General features: G+C 65.4%; 15 protein-coding genes, 1 tRNA gene and 1 pseudogene. 8 read left to right on the forward strand and 9 right to left on the reverse strand.

All coding sequences use genetic code 11. The annotated features are described in order from the left end of the window. Positions 1-2: 2 nt before the first annotated feature. On the forward strand, positions 3-704 hold the full coding sequence (locus MSIMFI_RS10820) for a demethylmenaquinone methyltransferase (RefSeq protein WP_191497197.1): 702 nt from the start codon (positions 3-5) through the stop codon (positions 702-704). 4 nt (positions 705-708) lie between these two features. On the opposite strand, the gene MSIMFI_RS10825 is transcribed toward MSIMFI_RS10820, so the two are convergent. Beyond that, positions 709-1,047, reverse strand: a complete 339-nt coding sequence (locus tag MSIMFI_RS10825; protein ID WP_191497198.1) for a DUF732 domain-containing protein — start codon at positions 1,045-1,047, stop codon at positions 709-711. 75 nt (positions 1,048-1,122) lie between these two features. Next, entirely contained in the window at positions 1,123-2,343 is a 1,221-nt protein-coding gene (gene menJ, locus MSIMFI_RS10830) for a menaquinone reductase (protein WP_396819807.1), read from the reverse strand. 21 nt (positions 2,344-2,364) lie between these two features. Here menJ and grcC1 point away from each other — a divergent pair, with 21 nt between their 5' ends. The 3 genes from grcC1 (at position 2,365) to MSIMFI_RS29635 (ending at position 4,879) form a co-directional block, all read left to right on the forward strand. Further along, positions 2,365-3,372 carry a nonaprenyl/(2E,6E)-farnesyl/geranylgeranyl diphosphat synthase gene (grcC1, locus tag MSIMFI_RS10835; protein WP_186241590.1) on the forward strand — a complete coding sequence of 336 codons (1,008 nt, stop codon included), beginning with the start codon at positions 2,365-2,367 and terminating at the stop codon, positions 3,370-3,372. Between the two features lie 86 nt (positions 3,373-3,458). Next, positions 3,459-4,322: a zinc metalloprotease HtpX gene (gene htpX, locus MSIMFI_RS10840; RefSeq protein WP_191497199.1), complete on the forward strand. Its 864-nt coding sequence runs from the start codon at positions 3,459-3,461 to the stop codon at positions 4,320-4,322. A gap of 347 nt (positions 4,323-4,669) precedes the next feature. Next, on the forward strand, positions 4,670-4,879 hold the full coding sequence (locus MSIMFI_RS29635) for a type II toxin-antitoxin system HicB family antitoxin (RefSeq protein ID WP_224770151.1): 210 nt from the start codon (positions 4,670-4,672) through the stop codon (positions 4,877-4,879). 31 nt (positions 4,880-4,910) lie between these two features. Here MSIMFI_RS29635 and MSIMFI_RS10850 read toward each other — a convergent pair whose 3' ends face one another. From MSIMFI_RS10850 to MSIMFI_RS10870, 5 genes are read right to left on the reverse strand one after another with little or no spacing between them, the layout of a single operon-like run. Further along, complete coding sequence (locus MSIMFI_RS10850) at positions 4,911-5,936, reverse strand: NAD(P)H-dependent glycerol-3-phosphate dehydrogenase (RefSeq protein WP_191497200.1); 1,026 nt, start codon at positions 5,934-5,936, stop codon at positions 4,911-4,913. Beyond that, on the reverse strand, positions 5,926-7,410 hold the full coding sequence (locus MSIMFI_RS10855) for a flavin-containing monooxygenase (protein ID WP_191497201.1): 1,485 nt from the start codon (positions 7,408-7,410) through the stop codon (positions 5,926-5,928). The genes MSIMFI_RS10850 and MSIMFI_RS10855 overlap by 11 nt, the downstream gene beginning before the upstream one ends. 10 nt (positions 7,411-7,420) lie before the next feature. Beyond that, complete coding sequence (locus MSIMFI_RS10860) at positions 7,421-8,053, reverse strand: RES family NAD+ phosphorylase (RefSeq protein ID WP_191497202.1); 633 nt, start codon at positions 8,051-8,053, stop codon at positions 7,421-7,423. Between the two features lie 8 nt (positions 8,054-8,061). Beyond that, on the reverse strand, positions 8,062-8,571 hold the full coding sequence (locus MSIMFI_RS10865; RefSeq protein WP_191497203.1) for a hypothetical protein: 510 nt from the start codon (positions 8,569-8,571) through the stop codon (positions 8,062-8,064). A gap of 52 nt (positions 8,572-8,623) precedes the next feature. After that, complete coding sequence (locus MSIMFI_RS10870) at positions 8,624-9,115, reverse strand: YajQ family cyclic di-GMP-binding protein (RefSeq protein ID WP_186241597.1); 492 nt, start codon at positions 9,113-9,115, stop codon at positions 8,624-8,626. Positions 9,116-9,184: 69 nt separating this feature from the next. On the opposite strand from MSIMFI_RS10870, the gene MSIMFI_RS10875 reads away from it, so the two are divergent. After that, positions 9,185-9,268, forward strand: a tRNA-Tyr gene (locus MSIMFI_RS10875). 157 nt (positions 9,269-9,425) lie between these two features. Here the strand turns inward: MSIMFI_RS10875 and MSIMFI_RS10880 are convergent. Further along, positions 9,426-10,103 (reverse strand): annotated as a pseudogene (locus tag MSIMFI_RS10880) (PE family protein); the annotation flags it as partial. A 558-nt stretch (positions 10,104-10,661) separates the two neighbouring features. On the opposite strand from MSIMFI_RS10880, the gene MSIMFI_RS10885 reads away from it, so the two are divergent. Both MSIMFI_RS10885 and MSIMFI_RS10890 read left to right on the forward strand, forming a co-directional pair. After that, positions 10,662-11,825 (forward strand): AAA family ATPase, encoded by a 1,164-nt coding sequence (locus MSIMFI_RS10885; protein ID WP_191497205.1) that lies wholly within the window; start codon positions 10,662-10,664, stop codon positions 11,823-11,825. A 24-nt stretch (positions 11,826-11,849) separates the two neighbouring features. Further along, positions 11,850-12,500: a sensor domain-containing protein gene (locus tag MSIMFI_RS10890; protein WP_186244749.1), complete on the forward strand. Its 651-nt coding sequence runs from the start codon at positions 11,850-11,852 to the stop codon at positions 12,498-12,500. 66 nt (positions 12,501-12,566) lie between these two features. On the opposite strand, the gene MSIMFI_RS10895 is transcribed toward MSIMFI_RS10890, so the two are convergent. Then, positions 12,567-14,276: a CocE/NonD family hydrolase gene (locus MSIMFI_RS10895; RefSeq protein WP_191497206.1), complete on the reverse strand. Its 1,710-nt coding sequence runs from the start codon at positions 14,274-14,276 to the stop codon at positions 12,567-12,569. A 51-nt stretch (positions 14,277-14,327) separates the two neighbouring features. Here MSIMFI_RS10895 and MSIMFI_RS10900 point away from each other — a divergent pair, with 51 nt between their 5' ends. Then, the gene (locus MSIMFI_RS10900) at positions 14,328-14,939 is read left to right on the forward strand and encodes a TetR/AcrR family transcriptional regulator (protein ID WP_186244747.1); all 612 of its coding nucleotides are present in this window, start codon (positions 14,328-14,330) and stop codon (positions 14,937-14,939) included. The last annotated feature ends 126 nt before the right edge of the window (positions 14,940-15,065 follow it).

A 15,065-nucleotide genomic window follows, 5' to 3' on the forward strand; every position in this document is an offset into this window, starting at 1 on the left:
CCGTGAGTCGCGCGGCGCTGGACAAGAATCCCCGAGATGTCGCGTCGATGTTCGACGGCGTCGCTCGCCGCTATGACCTGACCAACACCGTCCTGTCGTTCGGGCAGGACCGGCACTGGCGGCGGGCCACCCGCTCGGCGCTGCGGATTGGGCCGGGGCAGAAGGTGCTGGACCTGGCCGCGGGTACAGCGGTGTCAACGGTGGAGCTGACCAAGTCCGGGGCGTGGTGTGTGGCGGCCGATTTCTCGGTCGGGATGCTGGCGGCCGGCGGTGCGCGGAAGGTGCCGAAGGTGGCCGGTGACGCCACCCGGCTGCCGTTTGACGACAGCGTATTCGATGCGGTCACAATTAGTTTCGGCCTGCGCAACGTCGTCGACCAGCAGGCGGCATTGCGCGAGATGGCCCGCGTCACCCGGCCCGGTGGTCGCTTGGTGGTCTGTGAGTTCTCCACACCGACCAGCAAGTTGTTCGCCACCGCGTACAAGGAATATCTGATGCAGGCACTGCCCCGGCTAGCCCGAGCGGCGTCCAGCAATCCTAAGGCCTACGTATACCTCGCGGAGTCGATCAGGGCCTGGCCCGACCAGGCCACGCTGGCACACCAGATCTCGCAAGCGGGGTGGGCAGCGGTGCGGTGGCGAAACCTGACCGGCGGCATCGTTGCCTTGCATGCCGGGTACAAGCCGCTCAACCGAGTGAGGTGAGAACTTAGCGGGTGCCGGCCCGCTGTAGCACGCCTATTTGCTCCGGGCAGTAGTGGTCGATCGCGGCGCCCAGGAACTGGAACGCTTGCCCGTCGGTGGTGCCTCGCGGCAGATTGTGCTGGATGAAATTGGCCGACTTGTACGCATCGCCGTCCACGCCCCGGCCCAGTCGCTGACAGCTAATCTTGGCCAGCCAGGCGTTGTAGTCCTGCGGTCCGTAGATGCCGAAGCCGTGGAGGGTGTTGTTGAAGGGGGCGTCGTAGTCGTCGGCCTGCGCGGGCGCGGCGAGCATGATTGCCACCGCTGCGGTACCGGCGATCGTAGCCAGCTTCTTGCCGTTCATTAGGTGGACTATACGCCTGGGCATGCCGTGACGCGCTGGACATGTTGCCCTGAAAAATCGGCCGGCTTTCATCGCTCAGCTGAACGGCGGTCGGGGATCGATCAGCCGTGACGCCCGCCCACCGCTTCGCCACACCCGGGCCACCCAGTCGGCGTCGTCGTCGGTGACGAGGTTGGCCATCACGCGCACCGCGATGTTCATCAACGTTGCCGACCGCATGGCCATGGGCCCGGTCGCGGGCAAGAATCGTGGAAAGGTCAGCAGCGACGCCAGCCTGCGCGCGACCGAGAATCCGCGGCTGTAGTGGTCCCGTAGCAGCGACGGCCACAGCCGCGACAGATCCCGCGCGTCCAGCAGCTCGGCGGCCAGCCTTCCGGTCTCCAGCCCGTAGTCGATGCCTTCGCCATTGAGCGGGTTGACGCAGGCAGCGGCGTCGCCGATCAGCATCCAGTTCGGCCCGGCCACCCCCGAAACCGCGCCGCCCATCGGCAACAACGCCGACGACACCGCCCGCGGGTCGCTGGTAAAGCCCCACTCTTCGCGGCGCAGGTCGGTGTAATACGAGATCAGTGGCCGCAGCGCCAGGTCGGCCGGTCGCTTGGTCGTCGATAGAGCCCCGACGCCGATATTCACCTCGCCGTTGCCCAGCGGGAAAATCCAGCCGTAGCCGGGCAGCACGGCGCCGTCGGGGGAGCGCAGTTCCAGGTGCGACGTCAGCCAGGGGTCGTCGCTTCGGGCCGTGGTCAGGTAGCCGCGCGCGGCAACGCCGTACACCGTCTCCTGATGCCATCGCCGGCCCAGCTTGCGGCCTAGCGGGGAGCGGGCGCCGTCGGCAACGATCAGCTGGCGGCAGCTCACCTCGGTGTGGTCGGCCAACGTCAGCGAGACCACTCGCCTCGACGAGTCATGGTGAACGGCAACGGCTTTGGTGCCCAGTAGCATGCGTGCGCCGGAATCCTCGGCGACTTTGCGGATCCGGTCGTCGAGTTCGAGGCGGGCCACCGCGCTGCTGTACGTCGGGAATGACCGGCCCGGCCACTCCACCTGCACTTCACCGCCGAACCCGCTCATCCGCAGACCGCGGTGCTGGATGCGACCGTGCAGCCACTCGCCGAGCCCAAGCCGTTGCAGTTCGGCCACCGCGCGCGGTGTCAGCCCATCTCCGCAGGCCTTGTCGCGCGGGAAGCTGGCGAAGTCGATGACCAGCACGTCGCGGCCGGCGCGGGCGGCCCAGGCGGCCGCCGCCGAGCCGGCCGGTCCGGCGCCTACGACTACCACGTCAGCTCGGGTCTCCACGTTCACCAGTATGTTGGTCGGATGAGGACTGCGGCGACGGTGGTGGCGGGCGTTGACTTCGACGACGCCGTTTTCGCCGCGACGGTGCGTGACGGTGTCACCCAGATTGAGCGGCTCATGGATGCCGAGTTACGCGGCACCGACGAGGTGATGACCGATTCGCTGCTGCACCTTTTCAAGGCTGGCGGCAAGCGGTTCCGCCCGTTGTTCACGGTGCTGTCCGCGCAGATCGGGCCGAAGCCGGACGCCGCGGAGGTGACCATCGCCGGCGCGGTCGTCGAGCTGATCCACCTGGCGACGCTGTACCACGACGACGTGATGGATGAGGCGCAGGTCCGCCGCGGTGCACCGAGCGCCAACGCGCGCTGGGGCAACAACGTGGCGATTTTGGCAGGCGACTACCTGTTGGCGACGGCGTCGCGGTTGGTGTCCCGGCTGGGGCCGAAGGCGGTTCGGATTGTCGCCGACACGTTCGCTGAGCTCGTTACCGGCCAGATGCGCGAGACCCGCGGCGCCCCTGCGGGCGCGGACACGATTGAGCAGTACCTCAGGGTGGTCCACGAGAAGACGGGCAGCCTGATCGCCGCGGCGGGCCGGTTCGGCGGGATGTTTGCCGGTGCCGACGACGACCAGGTCGAATTGCTGAGTCGTCTCGGCAACCTCGTGGGCACTGCGTTTCAGATCGCCGACGACATCATCGACATCGACAGTGAATCCGACAAGTCGGGGAAGCTGCCCGGCACGGACATCCGCGAAGGGGTGAACACGCTGCCGATGCTGTACGCATTGCGCGAAACCGGACCCGACGCCGCGCGGCTGCGGGAACTGCTGGCCGGACCCGTCGACGACGACGCGGAGGTGCTCGAGGCGCTGACCCTGTTGCGCGCGTCGCCGGGTATGGCCAAGGCCAAAGGCGTCCTGGCGCAATACGCGGCCCAGGCGCGCCATGAGCTGGACCTGCTGCCCGACGTCCCGGGCCGGCGAGCACTGTCGGCGCTAGTCGACTACACCGTCAGCCGACACGGCTGACCGAACTCATTGGAACCCAGGGGGCCATGATGGGCGTTGGGTTAGCTAGAAGCTGCAAGACCGGGTGTTCGTAGGAGGACACGCTGATGACCTGGCATCCGCACGCCAACAGGTTGAAGACCTTCGTGCTGTTGGTCGGTATGTCGGCGATGATCGTGTTCGTCGGCGCGTTGTTCGGCAGGACGGCGTTAATCATCGCCACCCTGTTCGCCGTCGGGATCAACGTCTACACGTACTACAACAGCGACAAGCTGGCCTTGCGCGCGATGCACGCCCAGCCCGTTTCCGAGCTGCAGGCGCCGGTGATGTACCGGATCGTGCGCGAGCTGGCCACCGCCGCGCACCAGCCGATGCCTCGGCTGTACATCAGTGACACCAGCGCGCCCAACGCGTTTGCCACCGGCCGCAACCCGCGCAATGCCGCGGTGTGTTGTACCACGGGAATTCTGCAGATCCTCAACGAGCGCGAGCTGCGGGCCGTGCTGGGCCATGAGCTGTCGCACGTCTACAACCGCGACATCCTGATCTCGTGCGTCGCCGGCGCGCTGGCGTCGGTGATCACCGCGCTGGCCAACATGGCCTTGTGGTTCGGCGCCTTTGGCGGTGACCGCGAACAAGGCGCTAATCCCTTTGCGCTGCTGCTGGTTTCGTTGTTGGGTCCGATTGCCGCCACCGTGGTACGGCTGGCGGTGTCGCGGTCCCGGGAATACCAAGCCGACGAATCCGGTGCCGTGCTGACAGGAGACCCGCTGGCGCTGGCATCTGCGCTCCGCAAGATCTCCGGTGGCGTGCAGCTGGCGCCGTTGCCGCCGGAACCGCAACTTGCGAGCCAAGCGCACTTGATGATCGCCAACCCGTTCCGGGCGGGTGAACGGATCGGGTCGATGTTTTCCCCTCCCCCGCCGATCGAGGACCGCATCCGCCGGCTGGAAGCGATGGCGCGGGGCTGAGCTGCGTTTGATAGCGCATGCGCTATCAAACTTCGAACTTGCCTATGCCCTTGGTGTGTTGGGTTGTCGGGACCTATGGGTGGCTGTTGAATCCGCTAGCGGATGTGCTAGCAGCTTGAGTAGGGTTATGCCCTTGGTGTGTTGGGTTGTCGGGGCCTATGAGTGACTGTCGAAACTGCTAGTGCTTGTGCTATCACATTCCGCGTGAATCGCTACACCTACCGTGCCGAATGGTGCCCCGAGTACGACGAATACATCGGTGCGTGTGTCGAATTGCGATACTTGTCGCGGGGGCGCCAACCGCCCACGAAGCCATCGCCGCCATAGCGGAGGCTGTTGACCAGCATGTGAGTGATCTGCGGGGAACCGGCGAAGAGCCGCCCACTCCGCTAACCGAACGGAACTACAGCGGCACAATCGTCATTAGGACATCACGAGCGTTGCATGCGCGCCTCGCCATCGAAGCTGCGGAACAACGCGTTTCGATGAACCAGTTGGTGGTTCAGAAGCTCTCTGGGCGACAGCTAGGCGGCTTCGGGTCGTTTCCCTTCGACTAGCTTGCCCTCCAACCGAATTCCGAGATCACGTTTAGAACCCCGAGCCGTGGACCTCGTGTCCGGGAACCTCGGCGATCAGGCCGCTGTAAGCCTGCTCCACGCTGGACCCGTGGTTGATGACGGCGTCGACCTCGCGGGCGATCGGCATGTTCAACCCAAATTCGTTGGCGAACTCCATGATCACGCTGGCGGCCTTGACGCCCTCGGCGACCTGATTCATCGAGGCGATGATCTCGTCGATCGGTTTGCCCGCGCCGAGTTGCTCGCCGACGTGCCGGTTTCGGCTGCGCTGGCTGGTGCATGTGACGATCAGGTCGCCCAGGCCGGCCAGTCCGGGGAACGTTTCGGGATTCCCGCCCAAGGCCACACCCAGCTTGGTCATCTCCCGCAGTGCGCGGGCGATCACCAGCGCGCGGGTGTTTTCACCGATACCAAGTGAGTAGCCCATCCCGACCGCGATCGCGAAGACGTTCTTCAGCGCGCCCGCCGTCTCGACACCGATGACATCGTCGGTGGTGTACACGCGGAAGCGTCGGGTGCGGAACAAGGCCGCCAGCCGGGTCGCCAGGTGTTGGTCGGGCATTGCCAGCACTGCCGCGGCCGCGTAGCCCTCGGCCACCTCGCGGGCGATGTTCGGCCCGGCCAGGATGCCGGCCGGATGACCGGGCAGCAGCTCCTCGATGATCTGCGACATCCGCATGTTGGTGCCCTGCTCGAGCCCCTTGACCAGCGACACCACCGGCACCCAGGGGCGCAGTTCCTTGGCCAGCTCGGTGAGCACACCCCGGAATCCATGCGAGGGCACCCCCATGACAACGACGTCGGCGCAATTGGCGGCCTCCGCGAAGTCGGTGGTGGCGCGCAGGGTGTCGCTTAACACGACCTCGTTGCCGAGGTAGCGGGTGTTGCGGTGATTCTCGTTGATGTCGGCGGCGGTCGCTTCGGAGCGCACCCACTGCAAGGTCGGTCCTCGGCGTGCGCAGATTGACGCGACTGTGGTACCCCAGGAACCACCACCGAGGACAACGACTTTGGGTTCGCGCTTCTCAACTGCCATGCAGATCAGCGTATTGCTGAACGCGGCCCAACACCATCGCCTCCTCGATGCGGTCGAACCGGTAGTCGATGGCGTCGGCGAAGTAGTTCTGCCGCACATTCCATGGCCGCTTGGTGCCCGACTTGGGCAGCGCGTGCAGCGACCGCAACACGTAGTTGGCCTGGATGTCCCACGACGGCTTTTCGTCCATCGGTCCGTTGCCGCGGTGTGGGTAGGCGTGGGTGTATCCGTGAGAGGCCATGTGCGCCAGCAACTTTGCGGTCGCTCGAGCCGTCATGTCGGCCCGTAGCGTCCAGGACGCGTTCACATATCCCACGCACCAGAACAGGTTGGGCACGTCTTCGAGCATGTGCGCCTTGTAGACGAAGCGGTCGGTGGGATCGATATCGACGCCGTCGAGGCTGATCTTGGCGCCGCCAAGTGCCTGCAGCTGCAGGCCGGTCGCGGTGACGATGATGTCGGCGTCGAGGTGCTCGCCGGATTCGAGCGCGATACCGGTGGCGTCGAAGTGATCGATGTGGTCGGTGACCACGGCGGCGCGGCCTTCGCTGATGGCGCTGTACAAGTCGGCGTCGGGGATCAGGCACATCCGCTGGTCCCATGGGTTGTAGCGCGGCTTGAAGTGGGTGTCGATGTCGTACCCCTCGGGCAGGTTGTTGACCGCAACACGCCGTACTAGCCACTTCACGAACGCCGGTATCTTGCGGGACAGGAACCAGAACACCGCTTCCATCAACGCGTTGTACATCCGGATGACGTGGTGAGAAGCCCTGCGGGGCAGCACCATGCGAGCGACGGTGGTAACCCTGCTGTACTTGGACGCCGACATCATGTAGGTCGGCGAGCGTTGCAGCATGGTGACCTTTTCAGCCCGCTCGGCCAACGACGGGATCAGCGTGACCGCGGTGGCTCCGCTGCCGATCACGACGATCTTCCTGCCGGTGTAGTCGAGGTCTTCCGGCCAGTGCTGTGGATGCACTAGGGCGCCACCGAATTGGTCGGTGCCGGGAAAGTCGGGTGTGTAGCCCTCGTCGTAGTTGTAGTAGCCGCTGCCGAAGAACACGAAGCGGCTGCGGTAGCGGTGCTGGGTGCCCTCTTGCTCAAAGGTGACGGTCCAGGTGTCGGTGGACGAATCCCAGTCCGCAGCGCGGACATAGCTATTGAATTGGATGTGGCGGGCGATGCCGTACTTGTGGGCGGTGGTGGTCAGGTACTCCCGGATGTGGTCGCCATCGGCGACGCCTTCGTCGCGGGTCCACGGCTCGTAGGGGAAAGACAGCGTGAAGATGCTGCTGTCGGATCGCACCCCCGGATAGCGGAACAGATCCCAGGTGCCGCCGATCCGTTCGCGACGCTCCAGGATCGTGTAGGTCAGGTGGGGATTCCGCTCCGTCAGCCGGTAGGCCGCGCCGAGGCCGGAGATGCCCGCGCCGACGATCACGACGTCGACATAGTCGGCATCCTGGGGAGTCACGTCACCAAGATTAAGCAGGCTCCATCAGCACGTCGACGTGCAGGGGCGCGCAACGGTCGATCAGCCAGATCTGGTCGGCCGGGCTGGCGAAGATGCGCGCGTGGGTGGGGTCCTGGGAAAACGCAGGATCATCGGAGCCGCATCTGTCGCCGAAGAAGACATACGCCTTAGCGTCATTGCACATCCGCGACATCCATACCAGCCCATCCAGCCCGACGTCATGGGCCGCCTCGGCCCACCGCACCGTGCTGCGATAGCTGGACGCCGGGCCGGCCGTCAGCTCACCAGCGGTGACCTTGAGGCGTCGCAGTCCGGTGCCGTGCAGGATCCCGACGCGCAGCTTCCGCGTCACCTTCAGCCGGACCAGTACTTTGCTCGCGTATTGGTCGTAGGGGAGGGTGCCGCCCTCGACGGGAATGTCGTGCAGCAAGGTCTCGGCGATGGCGGCGTCTTCGCTTTCGGCCGCGTACAGGATCGGCACTATTGGTTTGCCGGGCTTGCCGAAGAAGCCGAACCGGGTTGGCGCGCCTAACCCCGGGTTGAAATCGGTGGCGGTGCGGGTCGCCGACAGCACGCGGTAGAGCAAATGGCCGGGCGACAGGGTAGCGATGGCCGGGTCGAACGGGTCTGGAGGCCGCCTCACTGGCCCTCTTACCAAGAGACGGCCATCGCCTCCGCCGCCACCGCGACAACCCGGTCCGGGTCGGTGGCCAGGTGGTCCACGGGGCGTTCGCCGTCGAAGTAGGTGGTGGGTGAGCAGAGCCACTGCACCAGGCCCGCCTCCGACCAGCCGCTGGAATCGGCAACCTCGCGCAGCCGGGCGATGACGGCCAGCGGCTTTCCGCCGGACCCGAACTGGAACCCGGGGTAGGCGAGATAGTTGCCCTGGCGGACGGCGACAAGCGCGTTGTTTCGGTGTGCGGTGGTCGCCAGGTTGCGGGGTGCGCTCGATCGCGATCCCATCCGTTTGCCCGCTTCGGTGCTGGTCAGCATCCCGAACTCGGCGTCGATGCGGGCGTACAGGTTTTGTTCGGCCTGGACCGCGCGTGCGACGGCGGGTTCGGTGTACACCGTGACCGACGACAGCGCGACACCGATGGCGTGAGCGCTTTCACGCAGGCGCCGGTTCGCCGCGTCCAGCTCGGCGACCGTGGTCTTCACGCGAGCTCCTTCGTTCGGTTCGTGCATTCCAGCTTAGTGCACGAACCGAACGCTACCGGTAGTTGACGAACTGCAGCGCGACGTCGAGGTCGGCCTGCTTCAACATCGAGATGACGGCCTGCAAGTCGTCGCGCTTCTTGCTGGTGACGCGGATCTCATCGCCCTGAATCTGCGTCTTGACGGTCTTGGGCCCATCGTCGCGGATGAGCTTGGTGATCTTCTTGGCGTTCTCGCTGGTGATGCCTTGCTTGATGGTGCCAGTGACCTTGTAGGTCTTGCCCGAAGCCTGCGGATCGCCGGCGTCGAAGGCCTTCATCGAGATGTCGCGCCGGATGAGCTTTTCCTTGAAAACATCGACAGCGGCCTTGACGCGCTCTTCGGTGGACGAGGTCAGCTCGACGGCCTCGTCACCCTTCCACGCGATCTTGGTGTCGGTGCCGCGGAAGTCAAAGCGCGTGGCCAACTCCTTGGCGGCCTGGTTGAGAGCATTGTCGACCTCCTGGCGGTCGACCTTGCTGACGATGTCGAACGATGAGTCCGCCATTCGATAGCCCTTCCTCGTTGGTGCAAGCCGTTTGTGATCTGTCTACCCGTTCGTTGTAACCTGCTAGGCGGCAGGTTGCCCGAGCGGCCAATGGGAGCGGACTGTAAATCCGTCGCGAAAGCTTCACAGGTTCGAATCCTGTACCTGCCACCAGCATCTGCAGCGGCGTTGAACCGGGAGCCTACTAGGCCGCCGCCACGAACACCGTCGTCCGAAGTCGCGAACTGGGCGACGTCGTGGGAACGCCGCCCAGTTCGCTAGAACTTGGCGATTCGCTACTCGGCCGCGACCGCTGGCCTGGTTAAGCCTTCCCGTTGTTGCCGTTGTTGCCGAGCAGGAGCCCGCCAGTGCCGCCGGTGCCCGCCGTGCCGCCGGCCTTCCCGGCGTTGCCGCCGTTGCCGCCGTCGCCGATCAGCACTGCGTTGCCGCCGTTGCCGCCTTTGCCGGCGGTGGTGGCTCCGAACCCGCCGGCTCCGCCGTCGCCGCCTGCCCCGCCGTTGCCGATCAGCCCGGCGGCCCCGCCGGCGCCCCCGGCCATCCCGGCGGCACCAGAGCCACCGTTGCCGCCGTTGCCGAACAAATACCCCCCAGGCCCACCGGCCTCCCCGGTTCCCGGCGCCCCGTTTGTCCCATTGCCGATCAGGGGGCGGCCCAACAACGCGGCGGCGGGCGCGTTCATCGCGCCCAGCACGCCTTGCTCGAGGGCATTAGCCGCCTCGGCGGCCGCATACGCGCCCCCAGCGCCGGTTAGCGCCTGTACGAACTGGGCATGAAACGCCGCCGCCTGGGCGTTCAGCGCCTGAAACTGCTGAGCGTGGCTGGAAAATAACGCCGCGATGGCCGCCGACACCTCATCGCCAGCAGCGGCCACCAGCCCACTTGTCGGGGCCGCGGCCGCCGCATTGGCCGCTGTGAGCGACGAACCGATACTTGCGAGATTCTCCGCCGTCATGGCCACAATGTCCGGCGCTGCAATTACAAACGACATGCGATGCCTCCCGCAACCGTCTGATCTGATTGCCGTCCGCAATTAAGACAAATCGGATGTTAGCGCCACGGCGGCAAATTCGGCACTATTCGTCGACAGTTCGCCTGGTGCCCGAAAGCCATCTTTCGTGGACGTCCCCGCGACATCAAGAAATCGTCGACGGACACCCAAGCGTCAGGGTGCAAGTGGTTTCAGCGCTTGGGTATCCACGTGCTCCGGATCTCTGACGTCCTGTGGAACGCCGAGAGAGTTTGTCGATCAAGGACTTCGATACGGCGTCCCGGTCAAGCCGTGAGGGGTTGTCGGCGATGGTTTGTCGATCGCGTTGATAAGGGCTTCCAGGGGCTGACCGTTGACCATCTGGATAACCCCGTCCAGTAACGGTTTGACGTCATAAGACGGCAACGGCGGGATCCGGGGGGGCGTCGGTACAACCGGAGAATGGTTGGGGCTCAACGGAGTCGACGACCTGCCCTAACCGCTGCGCCGCACCCACCCGCAGCACCAACCGCCGAACGTCCTTTGCCGAGTGGGCGGGCGTTGGAATAGCGTGGCCGGGTGCTGGTGACGGTCGCGGTGGAGAACTACCGCTCGTTGCGCCAGCTGGTCGTCCCGCTGCGACAGCTCAATGTCGTTACCGGTCCCAACGGCAGTGGTAAATCGAACCTCTATCGAGCGTTGCGCCTACTCGCCGACTCTGCTCGCAACGGCGCGGTGGCGGCGCTGGCACGCGAGGGCGGGTTGAGCTCAACGATGTGGGCCGGCCCCGCGGTGATCGGCAAGTCGGTGCGCCAAGGGCGCCATCGAGTTCAGGGGACGGTGAGCACCGGCCCGGCCAGCCTGAAACTTGGCTTTGCCGGCGACGATTTCGGTTATGCGATGGACCTTGGGCTGCCCAGCACGACGAAGACGGCCTTTGCGCTGGATCCCGAGGTCAAGGTGGAGGCACTGTGGGTCGGGCCGGTGTGGCGCACGGCCGCGGTGATCGCCGAGCGCGGCGGGCTCACCGCGCGGGTGCGTGACGGCGACGGCGACTGGCATGTGATCGCCGACGTGCTGCGGCCATTTGACTCCATGCTTAGCGAGCTGGCAGACCCGGTACGTGCACCGGAGCTGATGCAGATGCGCGAGCGTACCCGATATTGGCGCTTCTACGATCATCTGCGCACGGACGCCGACGCGCCCGCACGGCAGAGCCGAATCGGCACGCGCACACCGGTATTGGGCCACGATGGCGCGGACTTGGCTGCCGCCATACAAACGATTCACGAGATTGGTGACGACGTCGCGCTCAGCGAAGCCATCGACCGTGCCTTTGAAGGCAGCCGAGTCGAAGTCCGGAATACGAATACTCGCTTCGAACTGGTTCTGCACCAGCCCGGGATGCTACGCCCGTTAGCCGCAGCCGAGTTATCCGACGGCACGCTGCGGTATCTGCTTTGGACCGCGGCCCTGCTGACACCACGTCCACCGCAATTGCTCGTGCTCAACGAACCCGAGACCAGCTTGCACCCCGAGCTGCTGCCCGCCTTGGCATCGCTGATCGCCACCGCCGCCGACCGCAGCCAGATCGTCGTCGTTACCCACTCCGAACACCTCGTCGCAGCCCTGCAGGCGGCCGCCGACGTGCACACCGTGCGCCTGACAAAAGAGCTTGGTGAGACCCGGATCGCCGGTCAGCGCCTCCTTGAACAGCCTTCGTGGCATTGGCCACCAAGATGAGCATGCGTCTCTAAGATATTGACCATGGCGTCGACGATGAAGCCAAAAGCCGGCAGCTCGGCGGTCCTCGCGTGCTGCGCATTGGTCGCGATCACGGCATGCTCGCATAGCGGAACGTCGGCCAAGCCGAGTTCCGCGCCCGTGTCACGTGCCGATGCATTGATCGTCAGTGTCGAAGATGTCCGGCGCATCGCCAACTATGAGGAGCTCACCGCGCATTCACACGCGGACTTGCGTCACCCACCACAAGGAGACCTCAACGCTCCGGGACCCTGTCGGGCGGCGGGAACCAGCGATCTCACCTTTGGCAGCGGCTGGTCAGAGTTTCGTAGTGCCGGCTACCACGGCATCACCGACGACCTCAAGCCGGGTGGACCCGCCATGATCCAATCCGTGAGTCAGGCCGTCGCCGTGTACCCCGACTCGCATACCGCGCGCGGCGCGCTTCATCAGCTGGAGTCGTCCCTACAAGCATGCATTGACCTGCACGACGCCGACTACGACTTCACGTTGGACAAGCCGGATCCGTCCACCCTGCGGATCACCGCCGAAGCTTGGAGCCATGTGTATCGCGAAAAGTCGTCGGTGTTGATGTCCGTCGGCGTGGTGGGTCTGGAGCCTGCAGAGCGGATCGCAACCGCCATCCTTCAGACCACCACTGACCGCATCGGCTAGCATCGTCATCCAAATCGACTCTGGCGGAACTATTTTCGACGAACCGCCCGCGTGTTAGGCGCGGTATCAGTCGAGCACCGGAATCAGTAGCCGCGAGGCTGAGCGGACGGTGTTCAGGCTGCTGGTCCCGACGCTGGCATGACGGAACTTCATTATCGCCGGTGCCGACGCGTCCTGGTCATCGCTGGTGAGCACCAATTGAATGCGGTGGCCGCGCTTGAACCGTCGAGCATTGGGAACCAACGGGATTCGATAGACGACATCTTCGCCCAACGGCACCGCCCGTGCATTCCGGCACGGCAGCACCGGCGCGCCGGGGCGGCTGGCCGCCTCGTCTACCTCGCGCATGCTGGCACGCAACCAGCCCGCGGTCACATCACAGGTGCGGCCGTCCGGCGTCACGTCCTGCAGCGTCGCCATCCATGCGGTGTCGATCGCGGTCGCCGATGCGACCAGCCGCAGTTCAATCTCGCCCACAACATCCAGATCCTCGCTCAGCGGCGCGCTGGTCCAGGTCAGCACCGACGGCGGATCGATCGCGCTCGGCTTGACTCGTCCGAGACCGGATCCCAGCACCATGAACTCACGACTGCCCGGCGCACCCTCGTCGTCCCCCAACAAGCCGTCGGCTCTCAGGGTGAGTTCGCGGTGCGGAGCGGCCGACGGCGGCCACGAGTCCGCCGTACGCCACTGGTCGGCGCCGGGCAGGAAGTAGCGGATCGGCGGCCCGTCGGTGATCCCGGTGTCGCGGCCCTTGAGCCAATGGTCATACCAAGCCAGGGCCTCGGTGTGCAGGCTCTCCCAAGGCCAGGTCAGGCCGAACTTGCCGAGCAGACCCATTCGCACACATGCGTTGTCCGACAAGCCTTTCCACGTGTAGAACGTCGACGGCAAGTGCAGTGGCACGTTCTCCCAGTCGCACCCGAGGTACACCGGAATATCGACTTCTTTCAGCAATGGCAACAGATTTCGCTCGTCCCACCACTCGTCGCGGGTTGGATGCTTGACCACGGATTCCAGCCACAACTCGTCCCATGGGTGGGGGTTGTGCGGCAGCCTGATGAGTTGGCGCAGCATGGTCACTGCCGCTTCTCCGTTCGCGGTCGCGAATTTCTTATGCAGCCGTGGGCTGTTCAGCACGCGGCGGGCCAGACCGACCGGTTTGCCGCGCCACAGCTTGTCGCTGCGCTCGGAGGTCAGCCCGATCATCGCGAGGAAGGGCGTGACGAACGACGAGCTCAACAGGCCGTGGTGGTTGGCGGCCTCGTACGCGTCCGCCGTCACGGCAAGAGGGAAGATCGCCTTGAGGTGTGGCGGGCGCTCGACCGCCGCGGCGAGTTGAGTCATCGCGAAGTAGCTGATGCCGATCATGCCGACATTGCCGTCGCACCAGGGTTGGGCGGCGACCCACTCGACGAGGTCGTACATGTCCCGGCGTTCCTGTGCGTCGAAGAAGCCAAAGGTGCCGCCGGATCCGCAGGTGCCGCGCACGTTGGCGATGACGTGCACGTAGCCGCGCGACACCCAGAAGTCCGTCACGCCTGCTTCGATGAATCCGGCGGGGGCGCCGAGATCCTGCATCTGCCTGGGGTACGGCGAGGCGGCGATCAGCGCGGGGAAGCGGCCGTCTGAATCGGGCCGGTGGACGTCGGCCAACAGATTGGTGCCATCGCGCATGGTGACCGGTGCATTGATGTCGCTGCGCTTGGTGTAGCGCGGTTCGCTGAGGTTGCGGTATTGCCGGCCGGTGGTCTGCGGGCCGTTGAGGGTCTGCATAGTTTCACGGTATGTTGAAACTAGTCTCAACGCAAGATGAAATTGCACTGTATGGTGAGGTCTGTGGCGAGACGCTCGATCACCCCGGGTCCACGCGACGAACGTGGCGTGTTGGCGGCGCGCATCCTGGCCGCGGCCCGCGAGGAGTTTGCCGAACACGGCTGGGCCGGAACGGCAATCCGCGCCGTCGCTCGCGCCGCCGACGTCGACCCCGCGCTCATCTACCACTACTTCGGCTCTAAGGAAGGCCTGCTCGACGCGGCGACTGCGCCGCCACAGAAGTTTCTCGAGTCGGTCGTCAAGACGTGGGCGACGCCCCGGGCCGATCTGGGCAGGCAGCTGATCCGCAATGTGCTGGACATCTGGACGGATGAGGAAGTTGGTCCGGCACTGCGGGCGGTGGTGCTGACCGCCGCACACGAAACCAAGACCCGCGAAAAACTACGGGTGCTCGTCGAGCGCGGCCTGATCGGCGAGTCGACCCTTGGTGGCGACGAGGATGAACGGCTGCGTCGCAGTGGTTTGATCTCCAGTCAGCTGATCGGGTTCGCGTTGTTGCGATACGTCTGGAAGATCGAACCGATTGCGTCGATGCCGGACGACGAGGTGGTGGCGGCGATGGCGCCCAACCTGCAGCGTTACGTCGACGGCGACATCAGCTGACCGGTGCCGGCGCCAGCCTGGATGACCCGGGACAATAAACACATGGCTCGACGGGTGCGGTTACTGCTGGTGGCGATCGCCGTCGCGGCTGCTGCTGTTGCCGGCTGCGAGGTCAATCGCACGAGT

The sequence above is a fragment of the Mycobacterium simulans genome (genome assembly GCF_900232995.1).
Classification (GTDB): Bacteria; Actinomycetota; Actinomycetes; order Mycobacteriales; family Mycobacteriaceae; genus Mycobacterium; species Mycobacterium simulans.